Consider the following 26,922-nt stretch of genomic DNA (forward strand, 5'->3'; position numbering starts at 1 on the left):
TGGATGTAATATATGTCTGATTGGCCACCAAAACCTAACAATTCTGGACCCCAAGAAGCAAACCAAAATAAGAGTAACGAGTGGAAGTTGTTGGAAGAGATTGTACTCTCATCTGTACAAGAACAGCGCCGTGCAAGACGTTGGGGGATATTTTTCAAAATCCTTTCTTTTGTGATCACACTCATTGTACTCCTTGGTTTATTTAGAGGGTGTTCAGTCAGTCCAAGTGATACTGAAAAAGCATCAAATGTGAGTCACTTGGGTATTGTCGATATTAACGGAACCATTAGTGCCAGTAGTAAAGATGTAAATAGTGAAGACACAATTAAAGCATTAAGAAAAGCATTTGAAGCTAAAAATAGTAAAGCGATTGTATTAAATATTAACTCGCCGGGTGGTTCTCCTGTAGAGTCAGATAATATTTGGCAAGAAATTAGATATCTAGAGAAAAAGTATCCAGAAAAGAAAGTATATGCTGTTATTGGTGATATAGGCGCATCGGGTGCTTATTATATTGCATCAGCAGCCAATGAAATTTGGGTTAATCCATCAAGTTTAGTTGGTTCGATTGGTGTGATTATGCCGAATTATGGTGTGAGTGGTTTAGCACAAAAGCTGGGTGTTGAAGACCGAACTATGACTTCTGGTGAAAATAAAGATATTTTAAGCATGACTAAGCCGATTAATGCATTTCAAAAAGAGCATGTTCAATCTGTTTTAGACAATGTACATCAACACTTTATTGATGCAGTAAAACAGGGTCGAGGTGATCGTTTAAAAAATGCAGATCCAAAGATTTTCTCAGGATTATTTTGGACTGGTGAGCAAGCGATTCATTTAGGTCTAGCAGATCAAGCTGGTAATGTGACAACGCTTATGCGTAAACTTGATCTAGATAAAAGCGTCAATTATACCGTAGAGTATAGTCCATTAGAGTCTGTACTTGGAAAAATGGGTGCTGAAATGGGGCAGGGTTTTGGTGAGTCTGTACGGCAGAAAATAGGTGCAGAGCAAAACATTGAGCTTAAATAAATAGATAAAAAGCGCATCATTTGATGCGCTTTTTTTATGGCTTTTCGTGTATTTGAATCGGATGTGTTAACTGCTGTTGTTTGAGTTGAATTTCACCTTGAGACCTATACACAAGGTCTTGAGAACAAATCCATTCGACAACCATAGGATAAACCACATGTTCAAGTTGATGTACACGCTCCGCTAAGCTATTTTGGGTGTCATTTGCATGAACGTTTAAAACACCTTGTGCTAACGCTTGCCCTGAATCAAGTTGCGCTGTCACAAAATGAACAGTACAGCCATGTTGTGTATCACCTGATTCGAGCACTTTGACATGGGTGTGCATACCTTTGTGTTTTGGTAGTAGAGAAGGGTGAATGTTTAACATTTTTCCTTCCCACTGTTCAACAAAGGTTGGGCTTAAAATACGCATAAACCCTGCAAGGACAACCAGATCGACATTCCATGCGAGTAGTTGAGCATGAACAGCTTGATCAAATGCATCGCGACTTACATAGTTCTGATGTTCAATGGTCTGTGTTGCAATGCCGACTGCATGTGCTCGTTGTAGCGCATACGCAGTCGGTTTATTTGACAGTACACCGACAATTTGACCTGATAAGTTTGCATCAAGTAGTGCTTGTAGGTTACTGCCATGCCCTGAAACCAGTACAGCAATTCTCATTAGTTGAAAATCACACGAATCTTTTCATCTGCACCTTCAATAGATGCTACATCTTCTTGAATATGACCAAGTTTCCATGCTTTTTCGCCTTGAGTTGTAAGAATCTCAATAGTTTTATCTGCATCATTTTGATCAACAACAATTACCATACCTACACCACAGTTGAAAGTACGATACATTTCAAATTGTTCTACGTTACCTTCTTTTTGTAGAAGCTGGAACAATTCAGGCCATTGCCAAGATGCTTCATTAACAACAGCTTGAGCACCATTTGGTAAAACACGTGGTAAGTTTCCTGGTAAGCCACCACCTGTAATATGTGCCATAGCATGCACTTGAACTTGTTTACATAGTTCGAGTACTGGTTTAACGTAAATACGAGTAGGTTCCATGACGACATCAGAGAGAATACGACCATCAATCTGTTGTGTTAAGTCTACATTTTTTACGTCTAAAATTTTACGCAGTAAAGAATAGCCGTTAGAATGTGCCCCAGATGACGCAACTGCAATCAGTACATCCCCAGATTTGACTTGAGTACCGTCAATAATTTTACTTTCTTCAACGACACCGACTGAAAATCCAGCAAGGTCATAGTCTTCGCCTTCATACATGCCTGGCATTTCGGCAGTTTCACCACCAACCAAAGCACAACCTGCTAACTCGCAGCCTTTACCAATGCCAGTGACTACATCTGCAGCAACATCGACGTTTAAGTGACCTGTTGCATAATAGTCTAAGAAAAATAAAGGTTCAGCACCGCAGACTAGCAAATCATTCACACACATTGCCACGAGATCTTGACCAATGGTGTCATGTTTGTTGAGATTAAGCGCAAGGCGTAGTTTTGTACCTACACCATCTGTACCTGAAACTAGGACAGGTGATTCGTAACCTTTTGGTATTTTGCATAGTGCACCAAAACCACCAAGACCACCCATGACTTCTGGGCGTGTGGTACGTTTTGCGACTGATTTAATGCGGCTGACGAGGGCATCACCTGCCTCAATGTCTACGCCTGCATCTTTGTAACTTAAACTGGTATTGGGATTAGAAGTCGAGTTGCTCATGTATAGAAGTCTCCGCTTTGCCGTGGCGATTATAACCTAATATACGAAACTGTTACGTTATTTATCCAACAAAATGTTATCTTTAACTGAATTATCCTTATAAATCGTGAATAATTTTAATAGGCGAAGGGTCATGATAGATCGTACATTGGGTAGAATTTTTTTTCTGATTGGCTTAGCACTACTGGCTTGGCTGCTTTTTATACTTAAACCTGTTGTTATTCCTTTTGTTGCAGCATTTTTTATTGCATATTTATTTAGCGGACTGGTCAATAAGTTAACGCGTCTCGGTTCACCTCGTTGGTTATCAACGACACTGGTTTTCGTGGGTATTGGCATTGGTTTAGTGCTAGCAGTTTGGTATATTATTCCATTGGCATGGAAGCAGATTGTTTATGCAAGAGACAGTATTCCTGGTGTGATTTATTGGGTCAATCACACGGCTTTACCTTGGATTACACATACCTTTAAGTTAGAGCCAATGGCAATTAATGCCAATCAAATTACTGATACTTTAATGCAGTATATTCAAACCAATTATAGTGTAGACAGTATTCAGTCATTATTATTACGTTTGGCACAATCTGGTTTAAATTTTATTCAGCTTGGCGGTACGGTTGTACTGATTCCGATTATTTCATTTTACTTTCTACTAGATTGGCCTCGCATGCTAAAACAAATGCATCGCTTAATTCCACGTCCATATGAAAAATTAACTTTACAAATTGTATCAGAGTGCCATGCGGTACTCCGCGCTTTTGTTAAAGGTCAATTTTTAGTCATGGTCTTGTTGGGTACAGTATATGCGGTCGGTCTACAGCTTATTGGTTTAGAAGTCGGGCTGATTATTGGTATGGTCGCAGGACTTGCCAGTATTATTCCGTATCTTGGTTTTGCAGTCGGTATTATTTCTGCAGTCGCTGCTACATTTTTTCAATTTGGCCTAGATTGGACACAGTTACTTTTAGTGGGCGTGGTATTTATGATAGGGCAAGCCATAGAGGGATATATTTTACAACCCTTTTTATTAGGCGATAAAATAGGCTTATCGCCTGTTGCAGTTGTCTTTGCAGTATTGGCAGGTGCCCAACTTGGTGGTATTTTAGGAATGCTAATCGCATTACCTGTAGCCGCTGTTATTGTTGTTTTACTCAAACATATTCGTGATTTTTATGAAAATTCTAATTTGTATGGTGAACAGTACGGGTTAAATGATCTAGAGGATGCACAAACAGTAAAAGTACAGTCTGAGCATTTAGATGTAGATATTCGTGTGAAAGCATCTGAGCAACCTAAGCAACGTGATGACCAAGATGAAAAATAGTTATGCGACAATTACAATTACAGATTGAACCACAATTAGATGCTTGCATCAGTGACTTTTCTGGCCCAAGTTGGGCTGGGCTGGTTGATGTGATTCGTCAACTTCATAGTGGTTTAATTGACCGTCTTTATGTATATGGTGAAGCTGGTACGGGGAAGAGTCATTTACTCTCAGCTGTTTGTGATTTGTATTTAGAAACAGGTAGAACTGCCATACAGGTATCGCTATTAGAGCTATTAGATGCACCTATAGAGGCTTTAAGTGCTTTGGAGCGTTATGATCTTGTTGCTTTAGATGATATTGAGGCGATTAGTGGTGTAATTGGTTGGCAAAAAGCCATTTTTCATTTAATTAATCATCATCATGAATTTAGTGGACAACTTATTTTTTCTTCGAGAGAAGCACCTATTTCGCTTAAATTGCAATTGCCAGACTTACAGTCACGTTTGACGCAAGCAGTGAGTGTACGATTACCTAATGGAAGTTTACATGCAGATCGTGTTGCTTTAGTTGATTCGGTACTTTCTCGCCGTGGTGTCATGTTAGATCCACAAATTATCGACTATTTATTAGATTATGGCCCATATCAAACATCACTGTTATTGCAAATGTTAGACCGCTTAGAAAACGTATTACATGGTGAAAAAACCAAGCTTTCAACATCAACATTAAAACAAATATATGCATTGATTGATGAATATAAACAAGTCTAGAAAGTAGTATAGCTAGTTACGGTGTTGTCGGCATATATTTTTCAATATACTGCTGACGAATTTTTTCACGTTCTTCTTTGCTTTTGGCTTGTTCAATTTGGTATTGCAATTGTTTGCGTTGCTGGGTGTTCATGTGTTGCCATGCTAAGCGTAAACGTTGCTGTTCTTCTTCGGAAAGTTGTGTGAACCATTCCATTTTTTGCTGTAAAGCTGTACGCTGTTGTTCAGGAATATCTTTTAAGTTTTGATAGTGTTGGAGTAATACTTGCTGCTGAGATGTACTCAGTTCATTCCAGTTATCGTCATTGTTATTTAGACCAGAGGGTGTTGTATGTAATGAAAATGGCCAAAGACTTGCAAAACTCGTTTGCAAAAAAGCCACACTCACGATGGCAAGAGTGATTTTTTTAACTTCCATGACGTAAATTATTCTCTCCAAAAACCATAACCATTTCTAGGTCCTCTACCATTTGAGGGGACAGCTTTTCAGTTGTAGCCATGGCTGTTTGAGTTGATTCATCTTTACTCATAATATGAAAAATATTTGGTGCAATAATAATACTCGCAAGCACCGCAGCAAAAGCAAGACTGGTTATTTTCCAACCATTTCGTTGACGTTGCTTTTGATCTCGAATGTCTTTAAGTACGTTGGAAATGACCTGTGGTGATTGTGGATGTTGTTTTGCTAAAGTATCTAATGTTTTAGTGATTTTTTGCTCAAATGGATTCTTATTCATCTGTCATACCTTTGTTTTGATGATATGGACTCAAATAACTTAACATCTGCTGTAAAGCTTGTGTTGCACGGTAATAGTGAGTTTTTACACTTCCTTCACTACATTGCATAATCTCTGCTGTTGTTTTAGTACTAAAACCTTCCCATGCACGAAGCATAAACGCCTGCTGTTGGCGTATTGGCAGTTTATCAATGGCTTCCTTGATCTCATTTATCGTCATATGTTGACTAAGGATCTCTGCAGGGTCAATGTGGTAATCATCTGCAATTTGCTCTTCGGGCGCATCATCTTCAAAGTCTAGGTTTTTCTTTTTAAATAGTGAAAATGGAATAGCTGATCTCTGTTCTTTTCTTTTCCAATCATAAAGCTTGTTATTTAAAATGGTATAAAATAGGGCATACCACTCTTCGGTTGGTTTTTTTGAATATGCTTTGTAAAGTGAAATAAAAGCTTCTTGTACCAAATCCATGGCAATATCTGTGTTTTTCGTTGCGGACTCCATCATAATTAAAGCACGTCCGCTGACTTCGTGCATAAATGCACTTAGACGCTGTTCGCTACTTTTTGCAGATACATGCCGAAGATCTGCTTGCGTATTTGGGGGTACCAGATCCATGGATATTGATAATCCTACCATCAAATACCTACCTTAATTTAACCATTGCTTGTCTTATTAACGTACAATGGTTAAGTTCGGTTGACATTATAAATAATTTATTTGCTTAATGTCTTTGGCGTACAGCGATTATGTACGTTGTCTGACCATCTCAAAAAAGCAAATTGAACCTGCAATTGCAACATTGAGTGATTCTTGGCCACCGGGTTGTGGAATGGTTACAGCTTTTGCATGTGCCAATGCAAATTCAGATATGCCTTGACCTTCATTACCTAATATCCAAACACAAGGGTTTTTGAGGTCTTGTTCGTATAGCGTATTGGCTTGATGAGAGTTTGTAGCATACACAGGAATTTCAAATTGCGGTAATACATTTGTTAAGTCTACACGCTCGAAACAACACAAAGAGAAGTGTGCACCCATGCCTGCACGAAGTACCCGTGGTGACCACAGTGAGGCCACAGCAGGTGTGCACAGTATTTGCTTAATATTCGCCGCTGCCGCAGAGCGTAGTAATGTACCTACGTTACCAGGGTCTTGTACATCATCAAGAATTAAAGTATCAACGTTGTAATTAATCGTTTGAGTATGTCTTGGAATATCAATCACCGCCAAGCAAGCGATGGTCGTACCAAGTGTACTTAAACTTTTATAGAGTACTTCGCTGATAATAAAGATATGTCCTGTATGTAGTTCTTGAATATCTTGTAAATCTGGATGCTTTAGTGCAGCTTCAGTGGTAAAAAAAGCATGAATTTTTTGTCCACTGTCTAGCCATGCAAGGCATGCATGTGTACTTTCTAAAACGGTTTGCTGTTGTTTTTTTCGGTATTGATTTTGCTCAATTAATGCACGTAAGTGTTTAATTTTAGGATTATCTTTCGATTCTAGATAAATTATAGACATGTTAGTCGCCAAAAAAGTACAAAACTTAAGGTTTTGTACTAGATAGATAAAGGATTAAAGTGAATTAATGGTAGCTTGTTAAAAGCTCAATTTCATCTTTTGCACCTAAAATAACAGGAACACGTTGATGTAGGCCCGTTGGCTGAATGCTCATAATACGCTCACGCCCAGTTGTGGCATCACCACCGGCTTGTTCAATTAGCATACTCATCGGATTTGCTTCGTACATTAGACGTAAGCGGCCTGGTTTACCTGTGTTTTTTAAGTCAAAAGGGTACATGAAAATACCACCACGGCTAAGAATACGGTGTATGTCTCCAACCATACATGCGATCCAGCGCATATTAAAGTCTTTACCTCGAACACCTGTTTTACCATCGAGTAGTTCTGAAATATAACGCTGAACAGGCTTTTCCCAGTGTCTGTGATTTGATGAGTTGATCGCAAATTCTTGAGTCGTACGTGGAATCGTTACATTTTCTTGGGTAAGTACAAAAGATTTTATGTCAATGTCATAAGTAAATAAGATAACGCCTGCACCAAAGGTCAAAGCAAGCATGGTTGATGGACCATACATGACGTAACCTGCAGCTACTTGGCTTGTCCCAGGCTGCATGAAATCTTCGGCTTGAGTTACTTTATTTTTCGAAGGTAGTACAGAAAAAATACTACCAACACACATGTTAATGTCGATATTGCTTGATCCATCAAGCGGGTCAAACAAAACTAAATATTCACCATTTTCTTGTGCAGGTAAGAATTCTTCAAGCTCTTCTGAAGCGAATCCACCAACGTGTGGGTGTTTTTGTAATGCGTTGATGAATTGTTCATTCGAAAAAATATCTAGATTTTTTTGTGTTTCACCTTGTACATTTTCATGTTCAGCACTGCCTAAAATGCCTGCAATTGCCCCTTGTTGTAAATTGTAGTCAATAATATTACAGCATGTAGCAATTGCATTGATAACCTCAGCAAGTTCAGTTGGTATTCTCCCCATTTGTTGTTGTAAGTATTGGGACAAGGTGGTGTTCGACATAACGAAAGGCTCCGAAAATTACAATTTTTTCTTAGCAAAATGGTGAGCTGGTGTTTTATAGATGAAACTTAATGGTGTAAAGGTTTCTAACGATGACTATGCATGTTTGTTCTATGAGTGCTTACAATTTGCTAAGAACGTGCTATGTTTATTATATAACAAGTTTGCCCGTAAGGTGGCACAGATGACAACAAAAAAATTTGATGAAATGCCAACATCGACCGAATCTATAGATATTAATGAAATATCTGAAGAATTAAGCAAGCAAGCTTGGGCTGATTATGAGATTAAGCCTGAATACAAGCGATACAATAAACATGATTTAATTGAATCACTACAATCTTGCGAAAATATGACTGTAGCAATATTAGACACAAAAAAAGTGCTCTGTAAAAAGAGCACTTTTAAATAGGTTTTATGGTACCAACAGTGGCGGTACAGCTTCGTAGTTAATTTCTACGCGGCGGTTTTCAGACCATGCTTCAGGTGTATGTGCAGGGTTTACTGGCATTTCTTTACCATAGCTAATGGATTCAAGCTGACTTGTATTTACGCCAATAGAAACCAAATAGCTTTGTACTGCTTTGGCACGTCGCTCACCGAGTGCCATATTGTACTCACGAGTACCACGTTCATCGGTATGACCTGCGAGTGCAACGTGTGATGTAGGGTTTGCTTGTAAAAACTGTGCATGGGCTTGTAGGGTTTGATAATCTGTTTGAGAAATCGAACTACTGTCATAGTCGAAATGTACCACACGGTTTGCTAAAAAGGCTTTATTTGCTGCCGTGACTCCTTTAGATGAAGCCCCTTTAAGATTCTTAGCATCTAATGCAGCATCATCACTGAGTCCGTTGGTATTTACAGCTATGGGTGTTTGTGTTTCAGCCACGGGCATAGTTGTTTGTGTTACAGGTTTTCGTGCAGCACACCCTGTAAATAGGAGTGCTGACATTATGCAAGGTAAAACGAGGTACTTTTTATTCATTGGTGACTCCAGTCGTCTTATTTAGGGGCCCAAGCAGGTTCACGGACTTCACCTTGTTCGCTTGGTAGATTCATTCTAAATTGTCCATTAAGTGATACGATCGATAGTAGGCCACGATTTCCTTCTTGTGTGGCATATACAACCATTTGCCCATTTGGAGAAAAGCTTGGAGATTCATCGAGTGTTGTTGGGGTGATGACACTATATACGCCAGAGTTTAGATCTTGTATTGCAATTTTAAAGTTATTGCCACTTTGACGACTAACCATTGCCAGTTTTTTACCATCTGAACTTAAAGTGCTACGTGCGTTAAATGTACCTCTAAACGTGATGCGTTGAATTGCAGCAGTGTCAAAATTATAGCGATAAACTTGCGGTGAACCACCACGATCAGAAGTGAAAATAAAAGATTTACCGTCAGGTGCATACCTTGCTTCGGTATCGATCGCTGAATCTTTAGTGAGTCTTTCAATTTGACGTGTTTCTAAATTCATTTGGTAAATGTCTGGGTTACCATCCATAGAGCCGGTAAACAGCATAGATTTACCATCTGGGGAAAAGCTAGGTGCTCCATTTAACCCTGGGTAACTGGTCAGGACTTGTCTTTGCCCTGTAGATAAGTCTTGTAAATAAATACGTGGTCTTTTTGTTTCAAATGAAACATAGCCAATGGATTTACCGTCTGGTGTCCATGTGGGTGATAAAATAGGGTAGTGTGATGCCAGTACTGTGATGGGTCTTTCGCCATCTGTATCTGCAACTTGTAAGGTATAGCGTTGGTCCGGTAAATTTGGATTTCGAAGGACATAAGCGATTCTGCCACTAAAGCTACCCGGTATACCTGTAAGTGCTTGATAGATTGCATCACTAATGGCATGACCTGCTTGGCGTGTTCTAGATATAGGCGCAGTTAATACTTCGTTAAGCAAAAATTGCTTTTTTTCAACATCAAAAAGTTGGTAATGAATTTGGTAGCTATTCGGGTCTGGTTGGCTAACTTTCCCGACTACAACAAAAGGTACGCCTGCATTTGCCCAACTACTGGCATCTATGCTATTGAGTGAAGACGTTGCGGGTAGATTTTTTGATGCACTTGTAAATTTACCAGAGTGATTGAGGTCATTTTCTACAATACTGTATATATTAGGGTCACTGTCGAACGGTACAATTGCAATTTTAGGTGCAGTTGCATCTGGCGACTTTGCAATTTCTAACTGTAGTTGAGCCTGTGCAGTCGTTGTTGTGATGATTGGGCCACATGTCAGTGCTAATATAATAGCAAGTAAATGTTTACGGTTCATTTCCATAATTATTTTCACGTATAACAAAGGTTAAACTTAAGCCAAAATAGCATGATGCATACTAATTTAACCCAGATGGTTTCAATAGAGTGTTATTGTGCTGTAAATGTTGCATTAAAAGTTTGTGCTTCACGCCGTGCGTCTGGGTCCGCAGGCATCGGGTAAGGCGCTGCTTGTCTGATGGCAACCTCTACGCTGGCTTTAACATCTGGGTCGCTTGAGCTAACTAATACTGATGCTACTTGCCCTGAAGCAGTCAGTGTGACTCGTACCGTTGCTCTTTTACCAGTTGTACCGGGTGGAACATCCCAAGACTTTTCAATTTTTTTGGTAAATTGATTTTTTGCATCTGATGCAATTCGTTTTGCTTCTGCTTTCTTATTTGCAGCTGCTTCTACATCTGCTTTGTGTTTTGCGTCAGCTTCGGCTTGACGTTTTTCTTCTGCATCTGCTTTTTGCTTAGCAAGATTGGCTTGTTTCTTCGCATCGGCATCAGCTTTATGTTTTGCCTCAGCCTCGGCTTTTTGCTTAGCAAGATTAGCTTGTTTCTTCGCGTCAGCTTCGGCTTGGTGCTTTGCCTCAGCCTCGGCTTTTTGCTTAGCAAGATTGGCTTGTTTCTTCGCGTCAGCTTCGGCTTTATGTTTTGCCTCAGCTTCGGCTTTTTGCTTAGCAAGATTGGCTTGTTTTTTCGCATCGGCATCAGCTTTATGTTTTGCCTCAGCCTCGGCTTTTTGCTTAGCAAGATTAGCTTGTTTCTTCGCGTCAGCTTCGGCTTGACGTTTTTCTTCAGCTTCGGCTTTTTGCTTAGCAAGATTGGCTTGTTTCTTCGCATCAGCTTCAGCTTGACGTTTTTCTTCAGCCTCGGCTTTTTGCTTAGCAAGATTGGCTTGTTTCTTCGCATCAGCTTCAGCTTGGTGTTTTGCCTCGGCCTCGGCTTTTTGCTTAGCAAGATTGGCTTGTTTTTTCGCATCAGCTTCAGCTTGGCGTTTTGCCTCAGCCTCGGCTTTTTGCTTAGCAAGATTAGCTTCTTTTTTTGCATCCGCTTCAGCTTGACGTTTTTCTTCCGCCTCGGCTTTTTGCTTAGCAAGATTGGCTTGTTTTTTCGCATCAGCTTCAGCTTGGCGTTTTGCCTCAGCCTCGGCTTTTTGCTTAGCAAGATTGGCTTCTTTTTTTGCATCCGCTTCAGCTTGACGTTTTTCTTCTGTTTTTTGTTTATTTAGCAGTGTTTGTTGCGCAGCAGTTGCGACTGCGAGAGTTTCTGTAAGTTGTTGATGATCAGTTTGCTCTTCAGAAGACTGAACGGTTACGGGAGGTTCTTGTTTTGTATCTTCGCTAGTGTTTTGAGAGTGGGGTAGTTGATCCGAACTGACTAGAAATGTTTTAAGTTCTTTGGGTGGTTTAGGCGGAGGTGTAGTACCTAAAAAAAGAAGTCCTGTTAAGGCAATAGCATGTATACCTATGGTAAAACCAAGGGCTTTTATATTGTCTTGATTCAAATTGTGCTGTTGAAATTTTTTCATACATTATTTGGCTGGGTCAGTCAGTAAACCCACTTGGGTTAGGCCAGCATCTTGTAGTGATGCCATGAGAGCCACAACTTCACCATAAGGTCTAGATTGTGCGCCATTAATCAGTACGGTCAGTTGCTTTTGCTGACTTTGTGCTTGTTTTTGTTCATTTGTTAACGATATTTTGAGTGTATCGAGTGACATTTTTTGGTCGTGATATTGACCATACTGTAATAGGTATTCTCCCTGCTCATTTAAACTTACAATGGCAGGGGGCGATTTCGCTTCAAATGGTTGTGAACTGGCTTTTGGTAAGTCGACTTTAATACTACTGGTAATCATCGGGGCAGTTACCATGAAAATAACCAAGAGTACAAGCATGACATCAATATAAGGCACAACATTCATATCGCTTTTAAGCGGTTTTTTGATACGTGCAAAGCGTCCTGAGCGTTGTATTGCCATTATGCACGATCCTTTGCCGCTTCTATAGATTGACGTTGTAGCACAGTAATCATTTCTTCTGCAAAAAGTGCACGATCTGAGTAAATCGCTTCACTTTTTGTTGTGAAGCGGTTAAAAGCTAATACAGATGGAATTGCTGCAAAAAGACCAATTGCAGTTGCAATGAGTGCTTCAGCAATACCAGGTGCAACAGTTGCAAGTGTGACTTGTTCTACCGCAGAGAGTCCAATAAATGCATTCATAATACCCCAAACTGTACCAAATAAACCAATATAGGGTGCAACGGAACCAATACTTGCTAAGCCACTTAAACCTTGCTCTAATCGACTTTGATCTCTTGAAAGTCCAACATGAAGTATACGTTCAGTGCCATCTATTTTTTGGGTAATCGTACTGTCATTTTTTTGTAGTTTGGTAAATTCGAGATAGGCATCATAAAAAATATCTTCCAAACCGTGGCGGTTTGAATTGAGCTGTGCATTATTAAACAATGTATTGAGTTCAGCACCAGACCAAAATATTTTTTGAAAGTGGTCATCTTGTTTAGTTGCTTTATTAAAACCCATAGAGAGTTTTGCAATAACGTACCAACTGTAAATAGACGTAAACAGAAGAATAAGCATGACAGCTTGAACAACAGGGCTTGCTTGTAAAACCAGATCACTGATGTGTAACGATGTTGAATTTGGAGTTGTCATAATATTAAGCTTAGTTCTGTGTCACTGGTGGCTGAGATATTTCTTTTACTTCTTCGGGAAGTCTACACGGTGACATATTGGCATTTAAACATGCTAATTCGACCTCGCCTGTAGCAAGCAAGATTTCACCACGATAAATATTTTGTTGCAATACTAAAGATGCACTTTTACAACAAATAACTTGTACACCGACCTGTATGAGATCATCCATTAGAATTGGTTTTATGTATTTAATATTTACATGGCGTACGACAAAACTATAGTCTGTTTGATGCCAATAATGCGCAATGCCTGAAACACGAAGCCATTCGGTACGTGCACGTTCCATGTAACGTATATGGTTCGCATGGTAAACGATCCCACCTTTATCTGTATCTTCAATGTATATACGGACTGGGAAAAAAATGTGTTGTCTTTGTTTTTTATGAAATGTGACATACATAACTCGTTTTTTAGTGTGTTGGTTTTTCTGGTGGGGTAAGGCCAAATTGTAAATAGGCCAGATTAGTTGCAATACGTCCTCTTGCTGTACGCATGGCATAGCCTTGTTGTATGAGGTATGGTTCAATAACATCTTCGAGTGTGCCACTGTCTTCTGCCATTGCAGCAGCTAAAGCTTCTACGCCTGCAGGGCCACCATCAAAACGCTCTATGAGCATACTTAAATAGCGACGATCTAGAGTGTCTAATCCCGAGCGATCTACGTTAAGCATATCTAATGCCAATTGTGCGATTTCTTGAGTAATTTCTCCTGTACCTTTGACTTGAGCATAATCTCTTGCTCTACGTAGTAAGCGGTTAGCAATACGTGGTGTGCCTCTAGAGCGTTGAGCTATTTCTTTTGCACCTGCTTGGGTTGTTGGTACATTCATGAGTCTTGATGAACGCTCAACAATAAAAGTTAAATCTGCAACAGAGTAAAATTCAAGTCTTTGTACAATACCAAAACGATCACGGAGCGGTGAAGTTAATAATCCTGCACGAGTAGTGGCAGCAACAAGGGTAAATTGAGGCAAATCAAGTTTAATAGAACGCGCAGCAGGACCTTCACCAATCATAATATCAAGTTGGTAATCTTCCATGGCTGGATATAGAATTTCCTCAATGACTGGAGAAAGTCTGTGAATTTCATCAATAAATAGAACATCACCTTCCTCTAAGTTAGTGAGTAGGGCTGCTAAATCGCCTGCACGTTCTAATACGGGGCCTGATGTTGACTTTAAGCTGCCTCCCATTTCTCGAGCAATAATATTCGCAAGCGTTGTTTTTCCCAAACCTGGCGGGCCAAAAATGAGGGTGTGGTCCAGCGCTTCAGCACGGCCTCTCGCTGCACCAATAAAGATTTCCATTTGCTCTCGAACCACAGGTTGACCAATGTAGTCGCTGAGGGTAGTGGGGCGAATGGCGCGATCAATTTGGTCTTCTGGCTTTTCAAAGCCACTTATCATTCTATCTTGCATGGGTATGTTATTTCATCATTGATTTAAGAGCAGCACGAATCATATCGGCAACTTCAGTATGTTGATCTTTAACTGTCGCAATGACTTTCTTGGCTTCAAGGGGTTTGTAGCCGAGTGATTGTAGTGCAGCTTCAGCTTCAGCGACAGCAGTATGTGCTGAGAATGCGTGTAGGTCAGTGGTATTCTGCATACTAAGAGGCGTTGTCGTACTGTGGTGTTGTAGTGATTTAATTCGATCTCTTAAATCAATCATTAAGCGCTCAGCTGTTTTTTTACCTACACCTGGGACTTTAGTGAGGGTGTTAATGTCATCATGTTCTATGGTTTGTATGAGTAAGTCTACACTGAGGGTAGATAAAATACCCAGCGCCATTTTGGGGCCTACACCTGTGACTTTTAGTAATGTACGAAAGAGGATTTTTTCTCGTGCTTCTGTAAAACCATATAGCAATTGGGCATCTTCTCGTACAGCCAAATGTGTCCATAATGTTATCGTTTGCCCTTTTTGTAGCTGACAAAAAGTAGATAGGGGGGTATCTATTTCATAGCCTACACCATGCACTTGAAGCAGTACAGTCGGTGCTTCTAGTGCAATGACTTCGCCAGTTAAGCAACCAATCATGTGATGTCCTTTTTATCGATATGTAGGTCTTTGACCTTGTAAAATTTGTGCGATGTCATATGCTTGATGATCTGAAAATTTACCAACAATGTCGAGAACTTGCATAATGTTTTCGTAATGACTTATGCCAAAATGAATACCATATTGTTGCAAAATCGTCATAAGTTTTTGATCTTTAAAACTGAGTTGACGGGCAGGGTCTGTGAGTGGAATAAACGCATCTAAGATATGTTGTAGGCTCATATGCGCCACAATTTCCAAATCCATTTTTTGTCTATGTGCAAAGATTTTATCTCTTGCTAAGCTTTTTGCGGCATCAATGCCTTGAGCAATGTCTGGTGAGCAATACTGGAGCAGTGTTCCTTTAAATTGACCTCTTAAAATATCCGTTTGATATTTGGCAAATGTACTAGCGACTTCTTCTACGAGTCTTTTCATGGCACGGCCACGTAGGGCAGAAATTTTTTGTTGCCATGTGACCCATGTTAAAGAAAGTTCGTGGGGGATGCCATAATCTGCAATGAGTTTTATAAAAATAGGTTCAACTTCTTCGTAGCTGAGCATGTCTAAACTCATAGCATCTTCTAGGTCAATCAGGGCATAACAAATATCATCTGCGGCCTCTAACAGGTAGGTAAGTGGATGGCGACAGTAGTGATATGAACCGAGTTCAATCAGTCCTAATCTATTTGCAATATTTTCTAAGATATGTTTTTCACTTTGATAACAACCGAATTTATTCCGCTGATATGCTTGTTTCGTGTCATCACTGGTAATGATATGCGATAGCCATGGATATTTAAGGTATGTACCGAGTGTTGCAAAAGTAAGGCGCATACCGCCATCTTCTGGGTGATCTTCAATGCGAGTAATAAGTCTAAGCCCTTGAGCATTGCCTTCGAATTGTCTTACATCTGCTTGTTCTTCTGGGCTGAGTTGGTCAATTTTACCTTGCTGTGCAGCATGATCAAACCATTCTCGTATGGCATATTCACCTGCATGGCCAAAAGGTGGATTACCGATGTCATGTGCAAGGCAAGCAGCTTGAATAATTGCCCCCACGTCTGTCGGTTCGACCCATGAAGGAAGGTCATCTTTAATTTTCTCGGCAGCTAACATACCAAGTGAGCGCCCAATACAAGACACTTCTAATGAGTGGGTCAAACGAGTATGCACACCATCGTTTTGGGTGAGTGGATGCACTTGTGTTTTTCGGTTGAGTTGTCTAAAACTTTGTGAAAATACGATGCGGTCATAATCTTTATGAAAAGGGCTTCTGCCAAGTTCGTTACGACTTTTTTTGCTTCCTAGCCTAATCGCGGAAAGCAGCTCTAGCCAGCGCATTTCTTTCATTAATTTTAACAAGTTCCTTATTTGTGGTATTTACATCATGCCAAAAAATAGCATGATTCTCTAGTCACTTGCGTCAAAATTTGTCGCAGTGTTTTATTACGTTATTGTGTAGGGGGCTTTTAGAGAGAGATTGGATTGTCTTTTTAAATCTAAAGCACATAGTTTTTTCTTTTCTCATGATCATTAATTTAAATTAAGTTTTATTTAAGCTTCGGTTTTTATTATACAAAGCATAGGAATTCTGCTGTAATTTCCTATTTTTGGGCCATACTCCTACTGACAGAGTATGGCTTTTTTTTGTCTAAAAAATATGCCCTTTGTTGTCAAAGCGCAATATCGATTAAGTATGTTTTGCTGTAATTAAGGGCAATTTAAGCGTTGTAAAGCACTTACACGTTGTTCAATGGTTGGATGAGTTTGAAATAATGCACTTAAACTGAAACCACCTTGCTCTTTACCTTCGGTAATGGCAAGCGCTTTCATTTCTTTTGGCATTTGATCTGGTAGCTCTGTTTCTGCCTGTAAGCGTAACAATGCAGAAATCATGGCTTGTTTACCTGCAAGTTGAGCACCTGCTTCATCTGCACGATATTCACGGTAGCGAGAGAACCACATCACAACAGCACTGGCTAAGATACCAAACACAATATCTAAGACCATGGTAATAATAAAGTAGGCAATACCCGGTGCTTGACCATCTTCACGACCAAATACATTTCGGTCAATAAAATCACCAACCACACGTGCAAAGAACATAACAAAGGTATTGACCACGCCCTGAACCAATGACAATGTGACCATGTCACCATTGGCAACGTGACCAATTTCATGCGCAAGCACCGCACGTAATTCGTTTTGATTCATGCGCTCAAGCAAGCCACTTGATACAGCGACTAAAGCATCATTTTTATTCCAACCTGTTGCAAAAGCATTAGATTGATACGATGGAAAGATACCCACTTCTGGCATTTTGATACCAGCACGTTGCGACAGATCACCAACCATTTGCAGTAAAACCGCTTCTGCTTGATTGCGTGGCGCATTGGGGTTAATGAGCTCTGTACCTGTGGTTTTTTTAGCCATCCATTTTGACATGAATAACGATATAAAAGAGCCAACCATACCAAACACAAAACAGACAACCAGTAAGTTACCTAACTTTAGACCGCCTGCGCCGTGATAACTCCCGACACCTAAAACTGACAAAATAAGACCAGCGACAACTAGTACCGCGAGGTTGGTTAGCAAGAACAAACCAATCCGCATCATTGAGTAGATCCTCTATAATAGAAAAAAGAAGCTATTACCTTATAATAATAAGCAATAAACCTTAGCATTTACTATGTGGCTTGATTTTTTAAATTTCAAGCGCTATTTGTTAGATTTTTGAATATTTTACCATAATATGGCTTTAAACTATTGCTGTACGAGTACTTCAGTGAATGTGCCATCTGCTGTTTGAATAATTTTCTTATTATAGTGCTGTGTGTTGTGAGCAATATGTTGGCTTGTCTTATTCGCCTGAATTGTAGATTCACTAGCCACTAAGTTTAATTGGTTCTGATAAAGATTATGGTATCGGCTGAGTACGCGCTCGACATAATTTTGAGTCTCTTTAAATGGGGGAATGCCACCATATTTGCTCACATTACCTGCGCCAGCATTATATGCGGCAAGAGCTAGGCGTGTATTACCATTAAATTGCTTGAGCAATGAAGCAATATACTTAGCTCCACCATGAATGTTTTCTTGTGGGTTAAAGCTATCTGATACATTTAAGTGTTTTGCTGTAGCAGGCATGAGCTGCATTAGGCCTTGTGCACCAACAGGTGATTGTGCATGAACATTAAAACTAGATTCTGTGTGCATAATGGCTTTAATGAGCCCTTCAGGAACCCCATGTTTTTGTGCAGCACTACTGATAATTTGATCGAAGGTATTTTTATTTTTACTAAAACTAGGTAACACAGAAGCTTCACTTTTCCCCCAGTTTTTGTAACTGTGGATGTTGCTGTCTGGGTAATACGTGACCGTCACTTTTTTCAATAATGTATTGGTCTGTACTTGGTTGGTAAAGAGCATTTCACCATTGGCATCTTGGTAGCTGTAAATATTACCTGCATGCACTATAGAGGATATATAAATGCCATATGCCATAACCCCAAGCATGGTCACGTGATGTTTTTTCAATATGGGAAATATTCGCTGAATCTATTGATTAATGCTTTTATCAATTTGTAAAACTAAAAGCAAGCTAAAATGTCGTAAAGCCAAATTTTGATGATGAGTAAGACCTATAATCTAAGTTGAGATCTTACTCATCATCAACACGCTAAAGTCAGCAAAAGATTCGATTTGGCTAGCCGATTTGTTGTTGGCGAATAGCTGTTGTTGTCTTTGCTTTAACTTTTGCTTGAGGTTTTGGCTTTTTTACCGAGGGTCTTTCATTATATAGCTTGAGTACAATGACAGTAATTGCAAGTAAAGCTGTTAGTCCATTTGCAGTCATTACTGGAACATCATTCATTTTATAGCCGTAAAATGTCCAACTTGTAACACCAAAAAATAGTGCAGTATACATGCCTAAAGAAACGCCTTTGGTGTCTTTTTGGCGAATCATATGAATTACTTGCAGTGAAAATGAACCTGTAGTGACCCATGCAGCTAGTGTACCTAGGGCAACGGGCCAACGGTAAAGTAAAGCAACAGAGACGAACACAGCAACTATAGTTGCTATTACGATGTAAATACTCTTTCTATACTGTTTCATCTTCTTTTCCTTATTCTCTTTTATCGTTATTCAACGAGATCAAATGAGTGAATTGTTTCGATGAGCGTGGTATAGAAAGTTTTATCTTCAGCAAGTGAGCCAAATAGTCCGATATGTGTTGCAAATGCAAACACAGGGTCAGAATCTTGGAAAACTTGAGTGATTGGTATGTCATTTAATGCACTATCTAGATACTCAAATGGCAATTGATCTTGGTGGTAACGTTTTAAAAAGTAAAAATACGAAGCAACCAGTTTCAAGGCATGCTCTGGTATTTTATTTTGTGCTAGACAATCTTTAATGGTCGGTAGAATGAAACCACGTAATTTAGAAATACTGTCAGAGGCAACTCTTGCAACGGTATCTTTAACGTACGGACTACTGAAGCGGTCTAGAATAGTTTTACATTCAACATCGGTGTTGATGTAAATTTTATGGCTCTCTAACGCAGTTTTAACATCATATTTAGCATAATGAGTCAGCGTATTACAAATGGAGTGTGCCAAGGTTTCGTGAATAAATATGTGTTCATGCAGTGCACCAAACCAAGCCAAACCACTATGACTTGCGTTGAGCAGTCTAATTTTTGCTTCTTCGTAAGGGACAACATCATCCACAAATTCAACGCCTACTTTAGCTAAATCTGGACGATCACTTACAAAATCTTTTTCTAATACCCATCGAGTGTAGTGCTCACAGCTGATAGGTACAGCATCTGAGATATGTTGCTGAGCTTGAACTCGAGCAATGCTTTTCTCATTCACTTTGGGTGTAATGCGGTCGACCATACTGTTTGGGCTAGAAGTGAATTGCTCAATCCAAGTCAATAGCGCTGTATTCCCTTTGGCCTCTACAAAATCATGGAGTCCTTTAGCAAAGCTATCGCCGTTGCTACGTAAGTTATCACAGCATAATAAGGTCACAGGTGGACTTTGTTGTTTCATGCGTAAGTCTAGTATGTCGTAGAGCACGCCATATAATGTTTGTATTTCACCATTGGCCAAAAGATCGTTTTGAATGGCTGGGTGTTCTAGGTCAAGGTGGTTATCTTCTTTGAGGAAGTAACCGCCCTCTGTCACAGTAAAAGAAATAATTTTTGTGTTTGGATTGGCACCAACGTCGACGGTCGATTGGAGTTTGTGATCCCATAATAAAATTTGGTCAAGACACTCAATTGTTTGGTAATTAAAATCTCCGGAAGGAGAAATGATCTCGAGCGTGTAAGCGCCATTTTGTTGTTGCAGTTTTTTTAGTGTTTCTTGTGATGAGCTATTGCGAATGTTTGCTAGGCTCACATGCCAGTTGTCATTTCCTTTTTGCTTTAGTTGATTTAAATAATATGCTTGGTGTGCTCTGAAAAAAGCGCTTGCGCCTAGATGTAGCCAAATATTTTCAGAGATCGGGTTGGTACTCTGCCTACTCAAATTGACTCCTTCCTCTGTAGAGGTTTTTTTGATCATATTTTTAGCTTAGCACTAACTGCGGAAAAATAAAAAAAACTACGGTTGATTTATGTTGTTTAAGCTAAGAATTAAATCATTTTTGACATATGTTGATTAGATTTGAGCAGATTTATTTAAAGTGTTTTTTTTGTGGTAATTCATTGTTTTTTATTTGAAATTAAAAATAATTTTTTATTTTGATGGTTGTAAATCTAATCTATTAGATTTTGTAACAATTTAGACATATTTATTTTTCATATTTTTGCACGGTGTAAGTTGTTACATATTGTAAATAGTTGATCTTTTCAGCATTTTATTTTTTTGATAAAAAATAAAAAATATTTTTAAATTTTTTATATTGACTTAATTAAGTTGTTGATTTTAATGTATTTTAGTTATAGGTTAAAAAATAACCAAACCAATGGAAAGCCTTATGTTACCTATGCTTAGTTTTGTCAAGATGGTGACAATCCACAGGTTTATCCACAGTATTTGTGGACAACTGAGTTTACTAAAACTATTTATTTAAATTTTAGTTGAAAGTGCTTAATAATTGACACTTTTTTACGTTTTAATTTATTTCTTGTCTTAAAAAATCACTTTATATGGAAAAATACGACATCATAAAGTAAATTTCTACGGCGCATAAATTGAAATATCTTATGTAATTCATCGATAAGATAGATGCGAATAGCTAAAGAATCATATAAAATTATTACCTATTTTTTTCAAATGGTTTGTGTCGTCTATGTACTCTCCAATTGAGTCCGAGCAAGGATTTAATTTTAAGCCTGAGCTACCAACGAGTTCATCGTATTATCGGTTACTAAAAAAGCTACGTAGGCAAGTAGGTCATGCCATCCGTGATTTTAAAATGATCGAAGACGGCGATAAAGTAATGGTGTGTGTTTCTGGTGGGAAAGATAGCTATACGTTGCTAGATATTTTGTTACAGTTCAAACGTATCGCACCGATTAATTTTGACGTTATTGCTGTTAATTTAGATCAAAAGCAACCTGGTTTCCCAGAAGATGTTTTACCAAAGTATTTGGAAGAAAATAATATTCCATACTATATTTTAGAAAAAGACACTTATAGTATTACTAAGAAACTGACGCCAGAAGGCAAAACGTATTGTGCGGTGTGCTCACGTTTACGCCGTGGCTCATTGTATGGTTTTGCACAAGAAATTGGGGCAACGAAGGTTGCTTTAGGGCATCATCGTGATGATATTCTTGCAACTTTCTTTTTGAATCTATTTCATGGTGGTAGTTTAAAGGCAATGCCACCTAAGCTTTTATCTTCAGATAAAAAAAATATCTTGATTCGTCCACTTGCATATGTGGAAGAAAAAGACATTATTAAGTATGCACAGATGCGTAAGTTTCCGATTATTCCATGTAACTTATGTGGCTCTCAAGAGAACCTACAGCGTGCAATGCTCAATGATATGCTTCGTGAGTGGGATAAGGCACATCCTAAGCGTTTACATAGTATTTTTGGTGCATTGCAAAATGTAGCACCATCACAGCTGGCTGATCGTGAGTTATTTGACTTTGAAAAGTTGGATCAGCAACGAGAATTCGATCTAAAGAGTGTTGATACAGATAAAAATAAGCTAGATGTTGTTAATCTAGGCTATATGGCATAATTTAAGTGAAGGGTGGTATATCTCGCCCTTTGATTTGTTGTACCATTTTTAATGATATATTTCGCTGCATTGTTAAGTATCTCAATGTGAATTTAAATATATTATTTTGACGACATTGATCGTTTAAAACTTCAATAAATGAAAGGAAATAACATGCCTGTATTTTTAACAGAAGAGTGGTTCGCTCAAGTTGAAACGCTAGCAGCTCAAGCAGGTGATTTAAACTTGTCACCTGCATTGCAAAGCTTAGTCATTAATTTGATAGTCTCTGACTCAGAAACAGGCGTGAAAGAGCTTTCTTTAGCTGCAGGGAAGTTGCATAAGGGACTTTCTGAGCAAGCGAGAACAACATTAACGATGAATGCTCAAACGTTGAGAAAGGTATTTTTAGAATTTGATATGACTGCTGCAATGCAAGCATTTATGACGGGTAAAATTAAAGTTCAAGGGGATATGTCTCAGCTGATGGCATTACAAACAGCTAAGCCTAGCCCTGCTCAAAAGGAACTTTTTCATCATATTTTGGAACATACCCAAGTGGTATAAGTTGAGTTAACTCAATAAGTGAAACTGCTTCGCTGTTGATCTTTTCAGAAAGTGAAAATGTCCAAGACTGTATAGTGATGTGGTTTTAAGATATAAAAAAAATGAGCTTTACGCTCATTTTTTTTATATCTGTCATTTATACATCAAGCGTGCCAGCCTCATTGCTTTGAATATGTTCGATATACGCACGTATTCGAGTAACGTACTGTACAGCTTGTTTATATTTACCATTTGACACCTGATGTGTTTTAAGGTAGGTATAAATGTTAATCCACTCGTTTGGATTTTTACCTTGTTTGGACACTTTAGATTGTATTGTTGATAAAGCACCAGGTCCCATATTGTATGCAACCAAAGCATACCAAGCACGGTCTGGATAGGCGATATCTTCATACTGCTCTAAAAGTTGATCTAAGTATTTAGCACCGCCTTGTATGCTTTGCTGTGGGTTATTTCTATCTGTAACGCCCATAGCCTTGGCAGTGTTGTTGGTGAGCATCATTAAACCTCGAACGCCAGTGGGAGAAACTGAGTTTGGTTTAAGGTATGACTCTTGATAGCCCATTGCTGCTAGAAATTGCCAGTCAAAGTTATATTTCTGTGCTTCTCGCTTAAAACTTGCCTTGTAAATAGGCATACGCTTTTTGAGATCTTGCTCAATGGTTTCCCATGAGTTTTCATCTACTGTATTGTGGTTGTAAAATGAAGCTAATTGATCAATGTATCCATTGTCGTTGGCTTTACACGTGAAACCCGTGGCTGTTTGTGCCAGTGGATCTGTTGCATTGCTTACAACCAAACTGATATTGCTTGAAAGACCATGTTTCTCAAGTGAGTTTAAGTTACCACATGTGGCGGAAAAGAAGTTTAATTTCTTATTTTCAATGGTCTGCATAGAAGCATTGGTGAGTGCCATATTGGCTTTGCCATCTGCAACAAGTTGGAGCGCTGTTGTTTCATCTGCAACAATTTTAAAGTCAAGTTGTACATTTAAGCTTTTTGCATAGTTACGCATCAGATCGTAACCAAAACCATGTAGACTTTGACCGTTATTAAATACGGTGTTTGGACTTTTAACAGATACGACAGTGAGTCGATTGTTATTCATGACATCTACATATTCGTTCGTTTCTTTTTTAGAACTGATCGCATGTAGTTGCAATAGTGGTAGCATCGCCAGTGCTGTGATAATGGATAAGCGAACGGGCAGTTTGTTTGTTTGACATGTAAGGCGCAAACGCCTCGCTACACCCGATAGTTTGTTTTGCATAGTGACTCCACGACAGAGAATAACCACCCAATGAAGCTAAAAAAGACATCCGTCTAATGCTTGCGTAAGTTGCTAAAGTGTTGAGGGGGCAGTCATGTTTGCTATATGTATAGCAAGAATTAAAGTTGAGTTTATATTGCATTGAAGTCGTTAAATGATCTTTATTGCAATATAGGTGGAAAAATAGCCATGTTGTGAGATTGAGTGCATAATAATGTGATGAATATCAAAAGTCAAACTTGACTTTTTCTTGAAAATAAATTTTAAATTTTTTGGTTTTAAATTGTTACAAATTTTTATGATTAAACTCAAGCATTTAATTTGATTTTTCTATTAAAAAAACAATCTCATTTTTTTAAAAATACCTTCAAAATTTTATATTGACCTGTTTAAAAAACAAACTTCTATATGCCTAATTGCTTTATTAAAATGAGTATATATACGTATGAAGGAGTAGGTATAAATAAAGTGATTGCTGTTTTTTTGTGCTTTTAATTTGCTTTATGATATAAATCATTTGCAATACAGCCATTTTATTTATATCATTGCGCACATTGGAAGCGTGGCAGAGCGGTTTAATGCACCGGTCTTGAAAACCGACGAGGGTTTACCCCCTCCGTGAGTTCGAATCTCACCGCTTCCGCCAAATTATACTGGTTGTACAGTGACAAAAAAGCCACCCTAGTTAAGGGTGGCTTTTTTAATTTATTTTGGTAAATCAAACCAAATCACATGAGTATCTTTGGAAAGTGCCGTGATGTGGTCTTCCTCGGTAAAAGCCAAAGCATCACCAGGATTGAGTATATGTTGGCCAATCTTAACCTGTCCTGAGATAACGTGAATATAGTTGATATCGTGCTGTCGTGTAATTGGTAGCTGTTGATCTAAGTCAAAAAAAGCTGTTTTAACTTCAGCAGACTGACGAATATGCATTAAAGCATGATCGGTAGGTCCAGCAATAGTGTGCCATTCATTTGGGTGTTTTTTAGGGTCGAGTGCGACTTGCTGGTAGTTTGGTTCAGCATTTTTGACATTTGGATGAATCCAGATTTGAAATAAGTGTACAGGAGTATCATGTTCGTTGACTTCGCTGTGTTCAACGCCTGTTCCTGCACTCATTAACTGCCATTCACCCGCATGTATTTGGCCATGATTACCCATACTATCTTTATGGGTGATCGTACCAGAAACGACATAGGTTAATATTTCCATATTGTCATGGGGGTGAGTACCAAAGCCACGATGTGCTGCTATGGTGTCATCATTAATCACACGTAAAGCACCAATACCCATAAAACGTCTGTCATACCATTGACCAAATGAAAAGCTGTGATAGGTATTTAGCCAATCTATTTGTACGTGGCCACGGTTTTGATGATGATGTAAGTAAGTGTTCATGATTGCACCTTTTTATTTAAGATATGCTTATTATTCTATTGTGTTGAATTTATATTTAAATATCTAATCTAGAATGTAATGTCCTAAAATTAAAACGCTTAATCATTAAAAAAGCCTTTACATTTTTTTTTGCAAAGGCTTTGAATGAAGCTCTAATTAGTTAAGATGCATTATTTTTCAACACCAAATTTATAAATAGTTACACTGTGGTACGTTTGATCTGGATTCAAGCGAGTAGATGGGAAGTTCGGTTTGTTTGGGCTGTCTGGAAAGTGTTGTGTTTCTAGAGCCAATGCATCAGATTGGCGATACAATACGCCGTCTCTACCCATGACATTACCATGTAAGTGGTTTGCTGTGTACAGTTGTATACTTGGTTCAGTTGTAAGTACTTCTAAAGTACGTTTTGATTTTGGGTCTATAACTTTAGCTGCAGATTGTGGCGCGCTCGCACTATTTTTGTTCAGTACCCATGTTTGATCATACCCATAACCATATGCCAGTTGCTGGTTATTTTGGCGAATATCTTTTGAAACAGTTTTTGCTGTTGTGAAGTCAAAAGGCGTACCTTTCACTGCGATCATTTGACCTGTAGGTAATGAGTTTTGATCTGTTTCTAAAACACGATCTGCATGTATTTGAACGACATGGTCTAAAATGCCATAAGGGCTATGTTTTACCCCAGCCAAATTAAAGTAGCTGTGGTTTGTTAAGTTAATAACAGTAGGTTGATCTGTTTTAGCTTTATACTCAATTTTAAATTCATTTTGGTCTGATAAGCTGTAAATCACTTCAACATCAAGTTTGCCAGGAAAACCTTGGTCACCGTTCGGGCTAGTTAAGGTGAGAGCCGCTTTTACGGTATCACCTTGAGTGACTAATGGTTTTACATTCCATAAACGCTTGTCATAGCCCAATGAGCCACCATGCAAGGTATTTTGGCCATTATTTTTTTCAAGCGTATATGTTTTACCATCTAAGCTAAACTTTCCTTGGCCAATACGATTGGCATAGCGCCCAATCATTGAGCCGAAGTGAATCCCTTCTTGCGTATCTGTGACTTCATAGCCATGTAAATTGTCAAAACCAAGTACAATGTTTTCTTTATCACCTTTTGCATCTGGTGTGATAATTTGTGTAACGACTGCACCAAAATTAATAAATGATACCGAAACCCCTTGATTGTTCGTCATGGTGTAACGAGTCACTTGCTGTCCATTTTTTGTTGTTCCGTAAGGCTGACTGGTGAGAGTTGCTGCATGACTCAGAGTTCCAAGTGCCATTGCGATAATACCTATATATAGTTGATGTCTGCCTTTCATTGAATCGTCCTTTGATTCCGTTGTCTA

29 protein-coding genes and 1 tRNA gene are annotated in these 26,922 nt (G+C 38.7%); 7 read left to right on the forward strand and 23 right to left on the reverse strand.

Features of this window, described 5'->3' with window-relative positions:
• Nucleotides 1-12 precede the first annotated feature (12 nt).
• A complete protein-coding gene (gene sppA, locus BLS38_RS02890) occupies nucleotides 13-1,032 on the forward strand; it encodes a signal peptide peptidase SppA (RefSeq protein ID WP_092746839.1) in 1,020 nt (339 codons plus the stop codon).
• Nucleotides 1,033-1,066: 34 nt separating this feature from the next.
• Here the strand turns inward: sppA and purN are convergent, their stop codons facing one another.
• Nucleotides 1,067-1,699 carry a phosphoribosylglycinamide formyltransferase gene (gene purN / locus BLS38_RS02895; RefSeq protein WP_092746840.1) on the reverse strand — a complete coding sequence of 211 codons (633 nt, stop codon included), beginning with the start codon at nucleotides 1,697-1,699 and terminating at the stop codon, nucleotides 1,067-1,069.
• On the reverse strand, nucleotides 1,699-2,769 hold the full coding sequence (purM, locus tag BLS38_RS02900) for a phosphoribosylformylglycinamidine cyclo-ligase (RefSeq protein WP_092746841.1): 1,071 nt from the start codon (nucleotides 2,767-2,769) through the stop codon (nucleotides 1,699-1,701). Before purM ends, purN begins: the two co-directional genes overlap by 1 nt.
• Before the next feature lie 133 nt (nucleotides 2,770-2,902).
• Between purM and BLS38_RS02905 the strand changes: the two genes are divergently transcribed.
• The gene (locus BLS38_RS02905; protein WP_092746842.1) at nucleotides 2,903-4,093 is read left to right on the forward strand and encodes an AI-2E family transporter; all 1,191 of its coding nucleotides are present in this window, start codon (nucleotides 2,903-2,905) and stop codon (nucleotides 4,091-4,093) included.
• Nucleotides 4,094-4,095: 2 nt separating this feature from the next.
• Complete coding sequence (gene hda / locus BLS38_RS02910) at nucleotides 4,096-4,806, forward strand: DnaA regulatory inactivator Hda (RefSeq protein WP_092746843.1); 711 nt, start codon at nucleotides 4,096-4,098, stop codon at nucleotides 4,804-4,806.
• Between the two features lie 16 nt (nucleotides 4,807-4,822).
• Here hda and BLS38_RS02915 read toward each other — a convergent pair whose 3' ends face one another.
• The 5 genes from BLS38_RS02915 to BLS38_RS02935 all read right to left on the reverse strand — a co-directional run bounded on the left by BLS38_RS02915 (nucleotide 4,823) and on the right by BLS38_RS02935 (nucleotide 8,101).
• Complete coding sequence (locus BLS38_RS02915) at nucleotides 4,823-5,224, reverse strand: DUF3106 domain-containing protein (protein ID WP_092746844.1); 402 nt, start codon at nucleotides 5,222-5,224, stop codon at nucleotides 4,823-4,825.
• The gene (locus tag BLS38_RS02920; protein WP_092746845.1) at nucleotides 5,214-5,543 is read right to left on the reverse strand and encodes a hypothetical protein; all 330 of its coding nucleotides are present in this window, start codon (nucleotides 5,541-5,543) and stop codon (nucleotides 5,214-5,216) included. The genes BLS38_RS02915 and BLS38_RS02920 overlap by 11 nt, the downstream gene beginning before the upstream one ends.
• Nucleotides 5,536-6,159, reverse strand: coding sequence for an RNA polymerase sigma factor (locus BLS38_RS02925; RefSeq protein WP_092746846.1), 624 nt, complete (start codon nucleotides 6,157-6,159; stop codon nucleotides 5,536-5,538). Before BLS38_RS02925 ends, BLS38_RS02920 begins: the two co-directional genes overlap by 8 nt.
• A 129-nt stretch (nucleotides 6,160-6,288) precedes the next feature.
• Nucleotides 6,289-7,065, reverse strand: a complete 777-nt coding sequence (locus tag BLS38_RS02930) for a TrmH family RNA methyltransferase (protein WP_092746847.1) — start codon at nucleotides 7,063-7,065, stop codon at nucleotides 6,289-6,291.
• 64 nt (nucleotides 7,066-7,129) lie between these two features.
• Nucleotides 7,130-8,101, reverse strand: a complete 972-nt coding sequence (locus tag BLS38_RS02935; RefSeq protein ID WP_092746848.1) for a class 1 fructose-bisphosphatase — start codon at nucleotides 8,099-8,101, stop codon at nucleotides 7,130-7,132.
• Nucleotides 8,102-8,285: 184 nt separating this feature from the next.
• Here BLS38_RS02935 and BLS38_RS02940 point away from each other — a divergent pair, with 184 nt between their 5' ends.
• Nucleotides 8,286-8,513, forward strand: a complete 228-nt coding sequence (locus BLS38_RS02940; RefSeq protein ID WP_092746970.1) for an NF038105 family protein — start codon at nucleotides 8,286-8,288, stop codon at nucleotides 8,511-8,513.
• 3 nt (nucleotides 8,514-8,516) lie between these two features.
• Here the strand turns inward: BLS38_RS02940 and pal are convergent, their stop codons facing one another.
• The 13 genes from pal to BLS38_RS03005 form a co-directional block, all read right to left on the reverse strand.
• Entirely contained in the window at nucleotides 8,517-9,089 is a 573-nt protein-coding gene (pal, locus tag BLS38_RS02945; RefSeq protein WP_092746849.1) for a peptidoglycan-associated lipoprotein Pal, read from the reverse strand.
• A gap of 17 nt (nucleotides 9,090-9,106) precedes the next feature.
• A complete protein-coding gene (gene tolB, locus BLS38_RS02950; RefSeq protein WP_092746850.1) occupies nucleotides 9,107-10,396 on the reverse strand; it encodes a Tol-Pal system beta propeller repeat protein TolB in 1,290 nt (429 codons plus the stop codon).
• An 86-nt stretch (nucleotides 10,397-10,482) separates the two neighbouring features.
• Complete coding sequence (gene tolA / locus BLS38_RS02955) at nucleotides 10,483-11,910, reverse strand: cell envelope integrity protein TolA (RefSeq protein ID WP_092746851.1); 1,428 nt, start codon at nucleotides 11,908-11,910, stop codon at nucleotides 10,483-10,485.
• 3 nt (nucleotides 11,911-11,913) lie between these two features.
• The gene (gene tolR / locus BLS38_RS02960) at nucleotides 11,914-12,363 is read right to left on the reverse strand and encodes a protein TolR (protein ID WP_092746852.1); all 450 of its coding nucleotides are present in this window, start codon (nucleotides 12,361-12,363) and stop codon (nucleotides 11,914-11,916) included.
• Nucleotides 12,363-13,061 (reverse strand): protein TolQ, encoded by a 699-nt coding sequence (gene tolQ / locus BLS38_RS02965; RefSeq protein WP_092746853.1) that lies wholly within the window; start codon nucleotides 13,059-13,061, stop codon nucleotides 12,363-12,365. The genes tolR and tolQ overlap by 1 nt, the downstream gene beginning before the upstream one ends.
• 10 nt (nucleotides 13,062-13,071) lie before the next feature.
• On the reverse strand, nucleotides 13,072-13,503 hold the full coding sequence (ybgC, locus tag BLS38_RS02970; protein WP_092746854.1) for a tol-pal system-associated acyl-CoA thioesterase: 432 nt from the start codon (nucleotides 13,501-13,503) through the stop codon (nucleotides 13,072-13,074).
• A 10-nt stretch (nucleotides 13,504-13,513) separates the two neighbouring features.
• A complete protein-coding gene (gene ruvB, locus BLS38_RS02975; RefSeq protein WP_092746855.1) occupies nucleotides 13,514-14,521 on the reverse strand; it encodes a Holliday junction branch migration DNA helicase RuvB in 1,008 nt (335 codons plus the stop codon).
• 7 nt (nucleotides 14,522-14,528) lie between these two features.
• Nucleotides 14,529-15,143: a Holliday junction branch migration protein RuvA gene (gene ruvA / locus BLS38_RS02980; RefSeq protein ID WP_092746856.1), complete on the reverse strand. Its 615-nt coding sequence runs from the start codon at nucleotides 15,141-15,143 to the stop codon at nucleotides 14,529-14,531.
• A gap of 12 nt (nucleotides 15,144-15,155) precedes the next feature.
• Nucleotides 15,156-16,496 (reverse strand): deoxyguanosinetriphosphate triphosphohydrolase, encoded by a 1,341-nt coding sequence (locus BLS38_RS02985; RefSeq protein ID WP_092746857.1) that lies wholly within the window; start codon nucleotides 16,494-16,496, stop codon nucleotides 15,156-15,158.
• Nucleotides 16,497-16,856: 360 nt separating this feature from the next.
• Nucleotides 16,857-17,765, reverse strand: a complete 909-nt coding sequence (gene htpX, locus BLS38_RS02990; RefSeq protein ID WP_092746858.1) for a protease HtpX — start codon at nucleotides 17,763-17,765, stop codon at nucleotides 16,857-16,859.
• A gap of 147 nt (nucleotides 17,766-17,912) precedes the next feature.
• Nucleotides 17,913-18,665, reverse strand: a complete 753-nt coding sequence (locus tag BLS38_RS02995; RefSeq protein WP_092746971.1) for a lytic transglycosylase domain-containing protein — start codon at nucleotides 18,663-18,665, stop codon at nucleotides 17,913-17,915.
• Between the two features lie 190 nt (nucleotides 18,666-18,855).
• Nucleotides 18,856-19,266 carry a SemiSWEET family sugar transporter gene (locus tag BLS38_RS03000; RefSeq protein WP_092746859.1) on the reverse strand — a complete coding sequence of 137 codons (411 nt, stop codon included), beginning with the start codon at nucleotides 19,264-19,266 and terminating at the stop codon, nucleotides 18,856-18,858.
• 26 nt (nucleotides 19,267-19,292) lie between these two features.
• A complete protein-coding gene (locus tag BLS38_RS03005; RefSeq protein WP_092746860.1) occupies nucleotides 19,293-20,726 on the reverse strand; it encodes a mannitol dehydrogenase family protein in 1,434 nt (477 codons plus the stop codon).
• Between the two features lie 730 nt (nucleotides 20,727-21,456).
• Here BLS38_RS03005 and ttcA point away from each other — a divergent pair.
• Nucleotides 21,457-22,359, forward strand: a complete 903-nt coding sequence (gene ttcA, locus BLS38_RS03010) for a tRNA 2-thiocytidine(32) synthetase TtcA (protein ID WP_092746861.1) — start codon at nucleotides 21,457-21,459, stop codon at nucleotides 22,357-22,359.
• 153 nt (nucleotides 22,360-22,512) lie between these two features.
• Nucleotides 22,513-22,905, forward strand: a complete 393-nt coding sequence (locus BLS38_RS03015) for an SCP2 sterol-binding domain-containing protein (protein WP_092746862.1) — start codon at nucleotides 22,513-22,515, stop codon at nucleotides 22,903-22,905.
• Nucleotides 22,906-23,041: 136 nt separating this feature from the next.
• On the opposite strand, the gene BLS38_RS03020 is transcribed toward BLS38_RS03015, so the two are convergent.
• A complete protein-coding gene (locus BLS38_RS03020) occupies nucleotides 23,042-24,175 on the reverse strand; it encodes a transglycosylase SLT domain-containing protein (protein WP_092746863.1) in 1,134 nt (377 codons plus the stop codon).
• A 556-nt stretch (nucleotides 24,176-24,731) separates the two neighbouring features.
• Here BLS38_RS03020 and BLS38_RS03025 point away from each other — a divergent pair.
• Nucleotides 24,732-24,821, forward strand: a tRNA-Ser gene (locus tag BLS38_RS03025).
• Between the two features lie 59 nt (nucleotides 24,822-24,880).
• Here BLS38_RS03025 and BLS38_RS03030 read toward each other — a convergent pair.
• Nucleotides 24,881-25,573, reverse strand: coding sequence for a pirin family protein (locus BLS38_RS03030; protein ID WP_092746864.1), 693 nt, complete (start codon nucleotides 25,571-25,573; stop codon nucleotides 24,881-24,883).
• A 170-nt stretch (nucleotides 25,574-25,743) separates the two neighbouring features.
• A complete protein-coding gene (locus tag BLS38_RS03035) occupies nucleotides 25,744-26,856 on the reverse strand; it encodes an aldose epimerase family protein (protein ID WP_092746972.1) in 1,113 nt (370 codons plus the stop codon).
• Nucleotides 26,857-26,922: the final 66 nt, after the last annotated feature.

This window comes from Acinetobacter boissieri (genome assembly GCF_900096955.1).
In the GTDB taxonomy this organism is placed as follows: Bacteria; Pseudomonadota; Gammaproteobacteria; order Pseudomonadales; family Moraxellaceae; genus Acinetobacter; species Acinetobacter boissieri.

Bases quoted from the DNA above. Each gene is read 5' to 3' on its own strand.
- ruvA (WP_092746856.1), bottom strand. From the start codon at position 15,143: ATGATTGGTTGCTTAACTGGCGAAGTCATTGCACTAGAAGCACCGACT.
- tolQ (WP_092746853.1), bottom strand. From the start codon at position 13,061: ATGACAACTCCAAATTCAACATCGTTACACATCAGTGATCTGGTTTTA.
- purM (WP_092746841.1), bottom strand. From the start codon at position 2,769: ATGAGCAACTCGACTTCTAATCCCAATACCAGTTTAAGTTACAAAGAT.
- BLS38_RS02930 (WP_092746847.1), bottom strand. From the start codon at position 7,065: ATGTCTATAATTTATCTAGAATCGAAAGATAATCCTAAAATTAAACAC.
- ttcA (WP_092746861.1), top strand. From the start codon at position 21,457: ATGTACTCTCCAATTGAGTCCGAGCAAGGATTTAATTTTAAGCCTGAG.
- sppA (WP_092746839.1), top strand. From the start codon at position 13: ATGTCTGATTGGCCACCAAAACCTAACAATTCTGGACCCCAAGAAGCA.
- BLS38_RS03035 (WP_092746972.1), bottom strand. From the start codon at position 26,856: ATGGCACTTGGAACTCTGAGTCATGCAGCAACTCTCACCAGTCAGCCT.
- tolA (WP_092746851.1), bottom strand. From the start codon at position 11,910: ATGAAAAAATTTCAACAGCACAATTTGAATCAAGACAATATAAAAGCC.
- BLS38_RS03020 (WP_092746863.1), bottom strand. From the start codon at position 24,175: ATGCAAAACAAACTATCGGGTGTAGCGAGGCGTTTGCGCCTTACATGT.
- purN (WP_092746840.1), bottom strand. From the start codon at position 1,699: ATGAGAATTGCTGTACTGGTTTCAGGGCATGGCAGTAACCTACAAGCA.
- pal (WP_092746849.1), bottom strand. From the start codon at position 9,089: ATGAATAAAAAGTACCTCGTTTTACCTTGCATAATGTCAGCACTCCTA.
- BLS38_RS03005 (WP_092746860.1), bottom strand. From the start codon at position 20,726: ATGATCAAAAAAACCTCTACAGAGGAAGGAGTCAATTTGAGTAGGCAG.
- tolB (WP_092746850.1), bottom strand. From the start codon at position 10,396: ATGGAAATGAACCGTAAACATTTACTTGCTATTATATTAGCACTGACA.
- hda (WP_092746843.1), top strand. From the start codon at position 4,096: ATGCGACAATTACAATTACAGATTGAACCACAATTAGATGCTTGCATC.
- BLS38_RS02940 (WP_092746970.1), top strand. From the start codon at position 8,286: ATGACAACAAAAAAATTTGATGAAATGCCAACATCGACCGAATCTATA.
- BLS38_RS02920 (WP_092746845.1), bottom strand. From the start codon at position 5,543: ATGAATAAGAATCCATTTGAGCAAAAAATCACTAAAACATTAGATACT.
- BLS38_RS02935 (WP_092746848.1), bottom strand. From the start codon at position 8,101: ATGTCGAACACCACCTTGTCCCAATACTTACAACAACAAATGGGGAGA.
- BLS38_RS03015 (WP_092746862.1), top strand. From the start codon at position 22,513: ATGCCTGTATTTTTAACAGAAGAGTGGTTCGCTCAAGTTGAAACGCTA.
- BLS38_RS02985 (WP_092746857.1), bottom strand. From the start codon at position 16,496: ATGAAAGAAATGCGCTGGCTAGAGCTGCTTTCCGCGATTAGGCTAGGA.
- BLS38_RS02925 (WP_092746846.1), bottom strand. From the start codon at position 6,159: ATGGATCTGGTACCCCCAAATACGCAAGCAGATCTTCGGCATGTATCT.
- BLS38_RS02915 (WP_092746844.1), bottom strand. From the start codon at position 5,224: ATGGAAGTTAAAAAAATCACTCTTGCCATCGTGAGTGTGGCTTTTTTG.
- tolR (WP_092746852.1), bottom strand. From the start codon at position 12,363: ATGGCAATACAACGCTCAGGACGCTTTGCACGTATCAAAAAACCGCTT.
- BLS38_RS02995 (WP_092746971.1), bottom strand. From the start codon at position 18,665: ATGCTTGGGGTTATGGCATATGGCATTTATATATCCTCTATAGTGCAT.
- BLS38_RS03000 (WP_092746859.1), bottom strand. From the start codon at position 19,266: ATGAAACAGTATAGAAAGAGTATTTACATCGTAATAGCAACTATAGTT.
- ruvB (WP_092746855.1), bottom strand. From the start codon at position 14,521: ATGCAAGATAGAATGATAAGTGGCTTTGAAAAGCCAGAAGACCAAATT.
- ybgC (WP_092746854.1), bottom strand. From the start codon at position 13,503: ATGTATGTCACATTTCATAAAAAACAAAGACAACACATTTTTTTCCCA.
- BLS38_RS03030 (WP_092746864.1), bottom strand. From the start codon at position 25,573: ATGAACACTTACTTACATCATCATCAAAACCGTGGCCACGTACAAATA.
- htpX (WP_092746858.1), bottom strand. From the start codon at position 17,765: ATGATGCGGATTGGTTTGTTCTTGCTAACCAACCTCGCGGTACTAGTT.
- BLS38_RS02905 (WP_092746842.1), top strand. From the start codon at position 2,903: ATGATAGATCGTACATTGGGTAGAATTTTTTTTCTGATTGGCTTAGCA.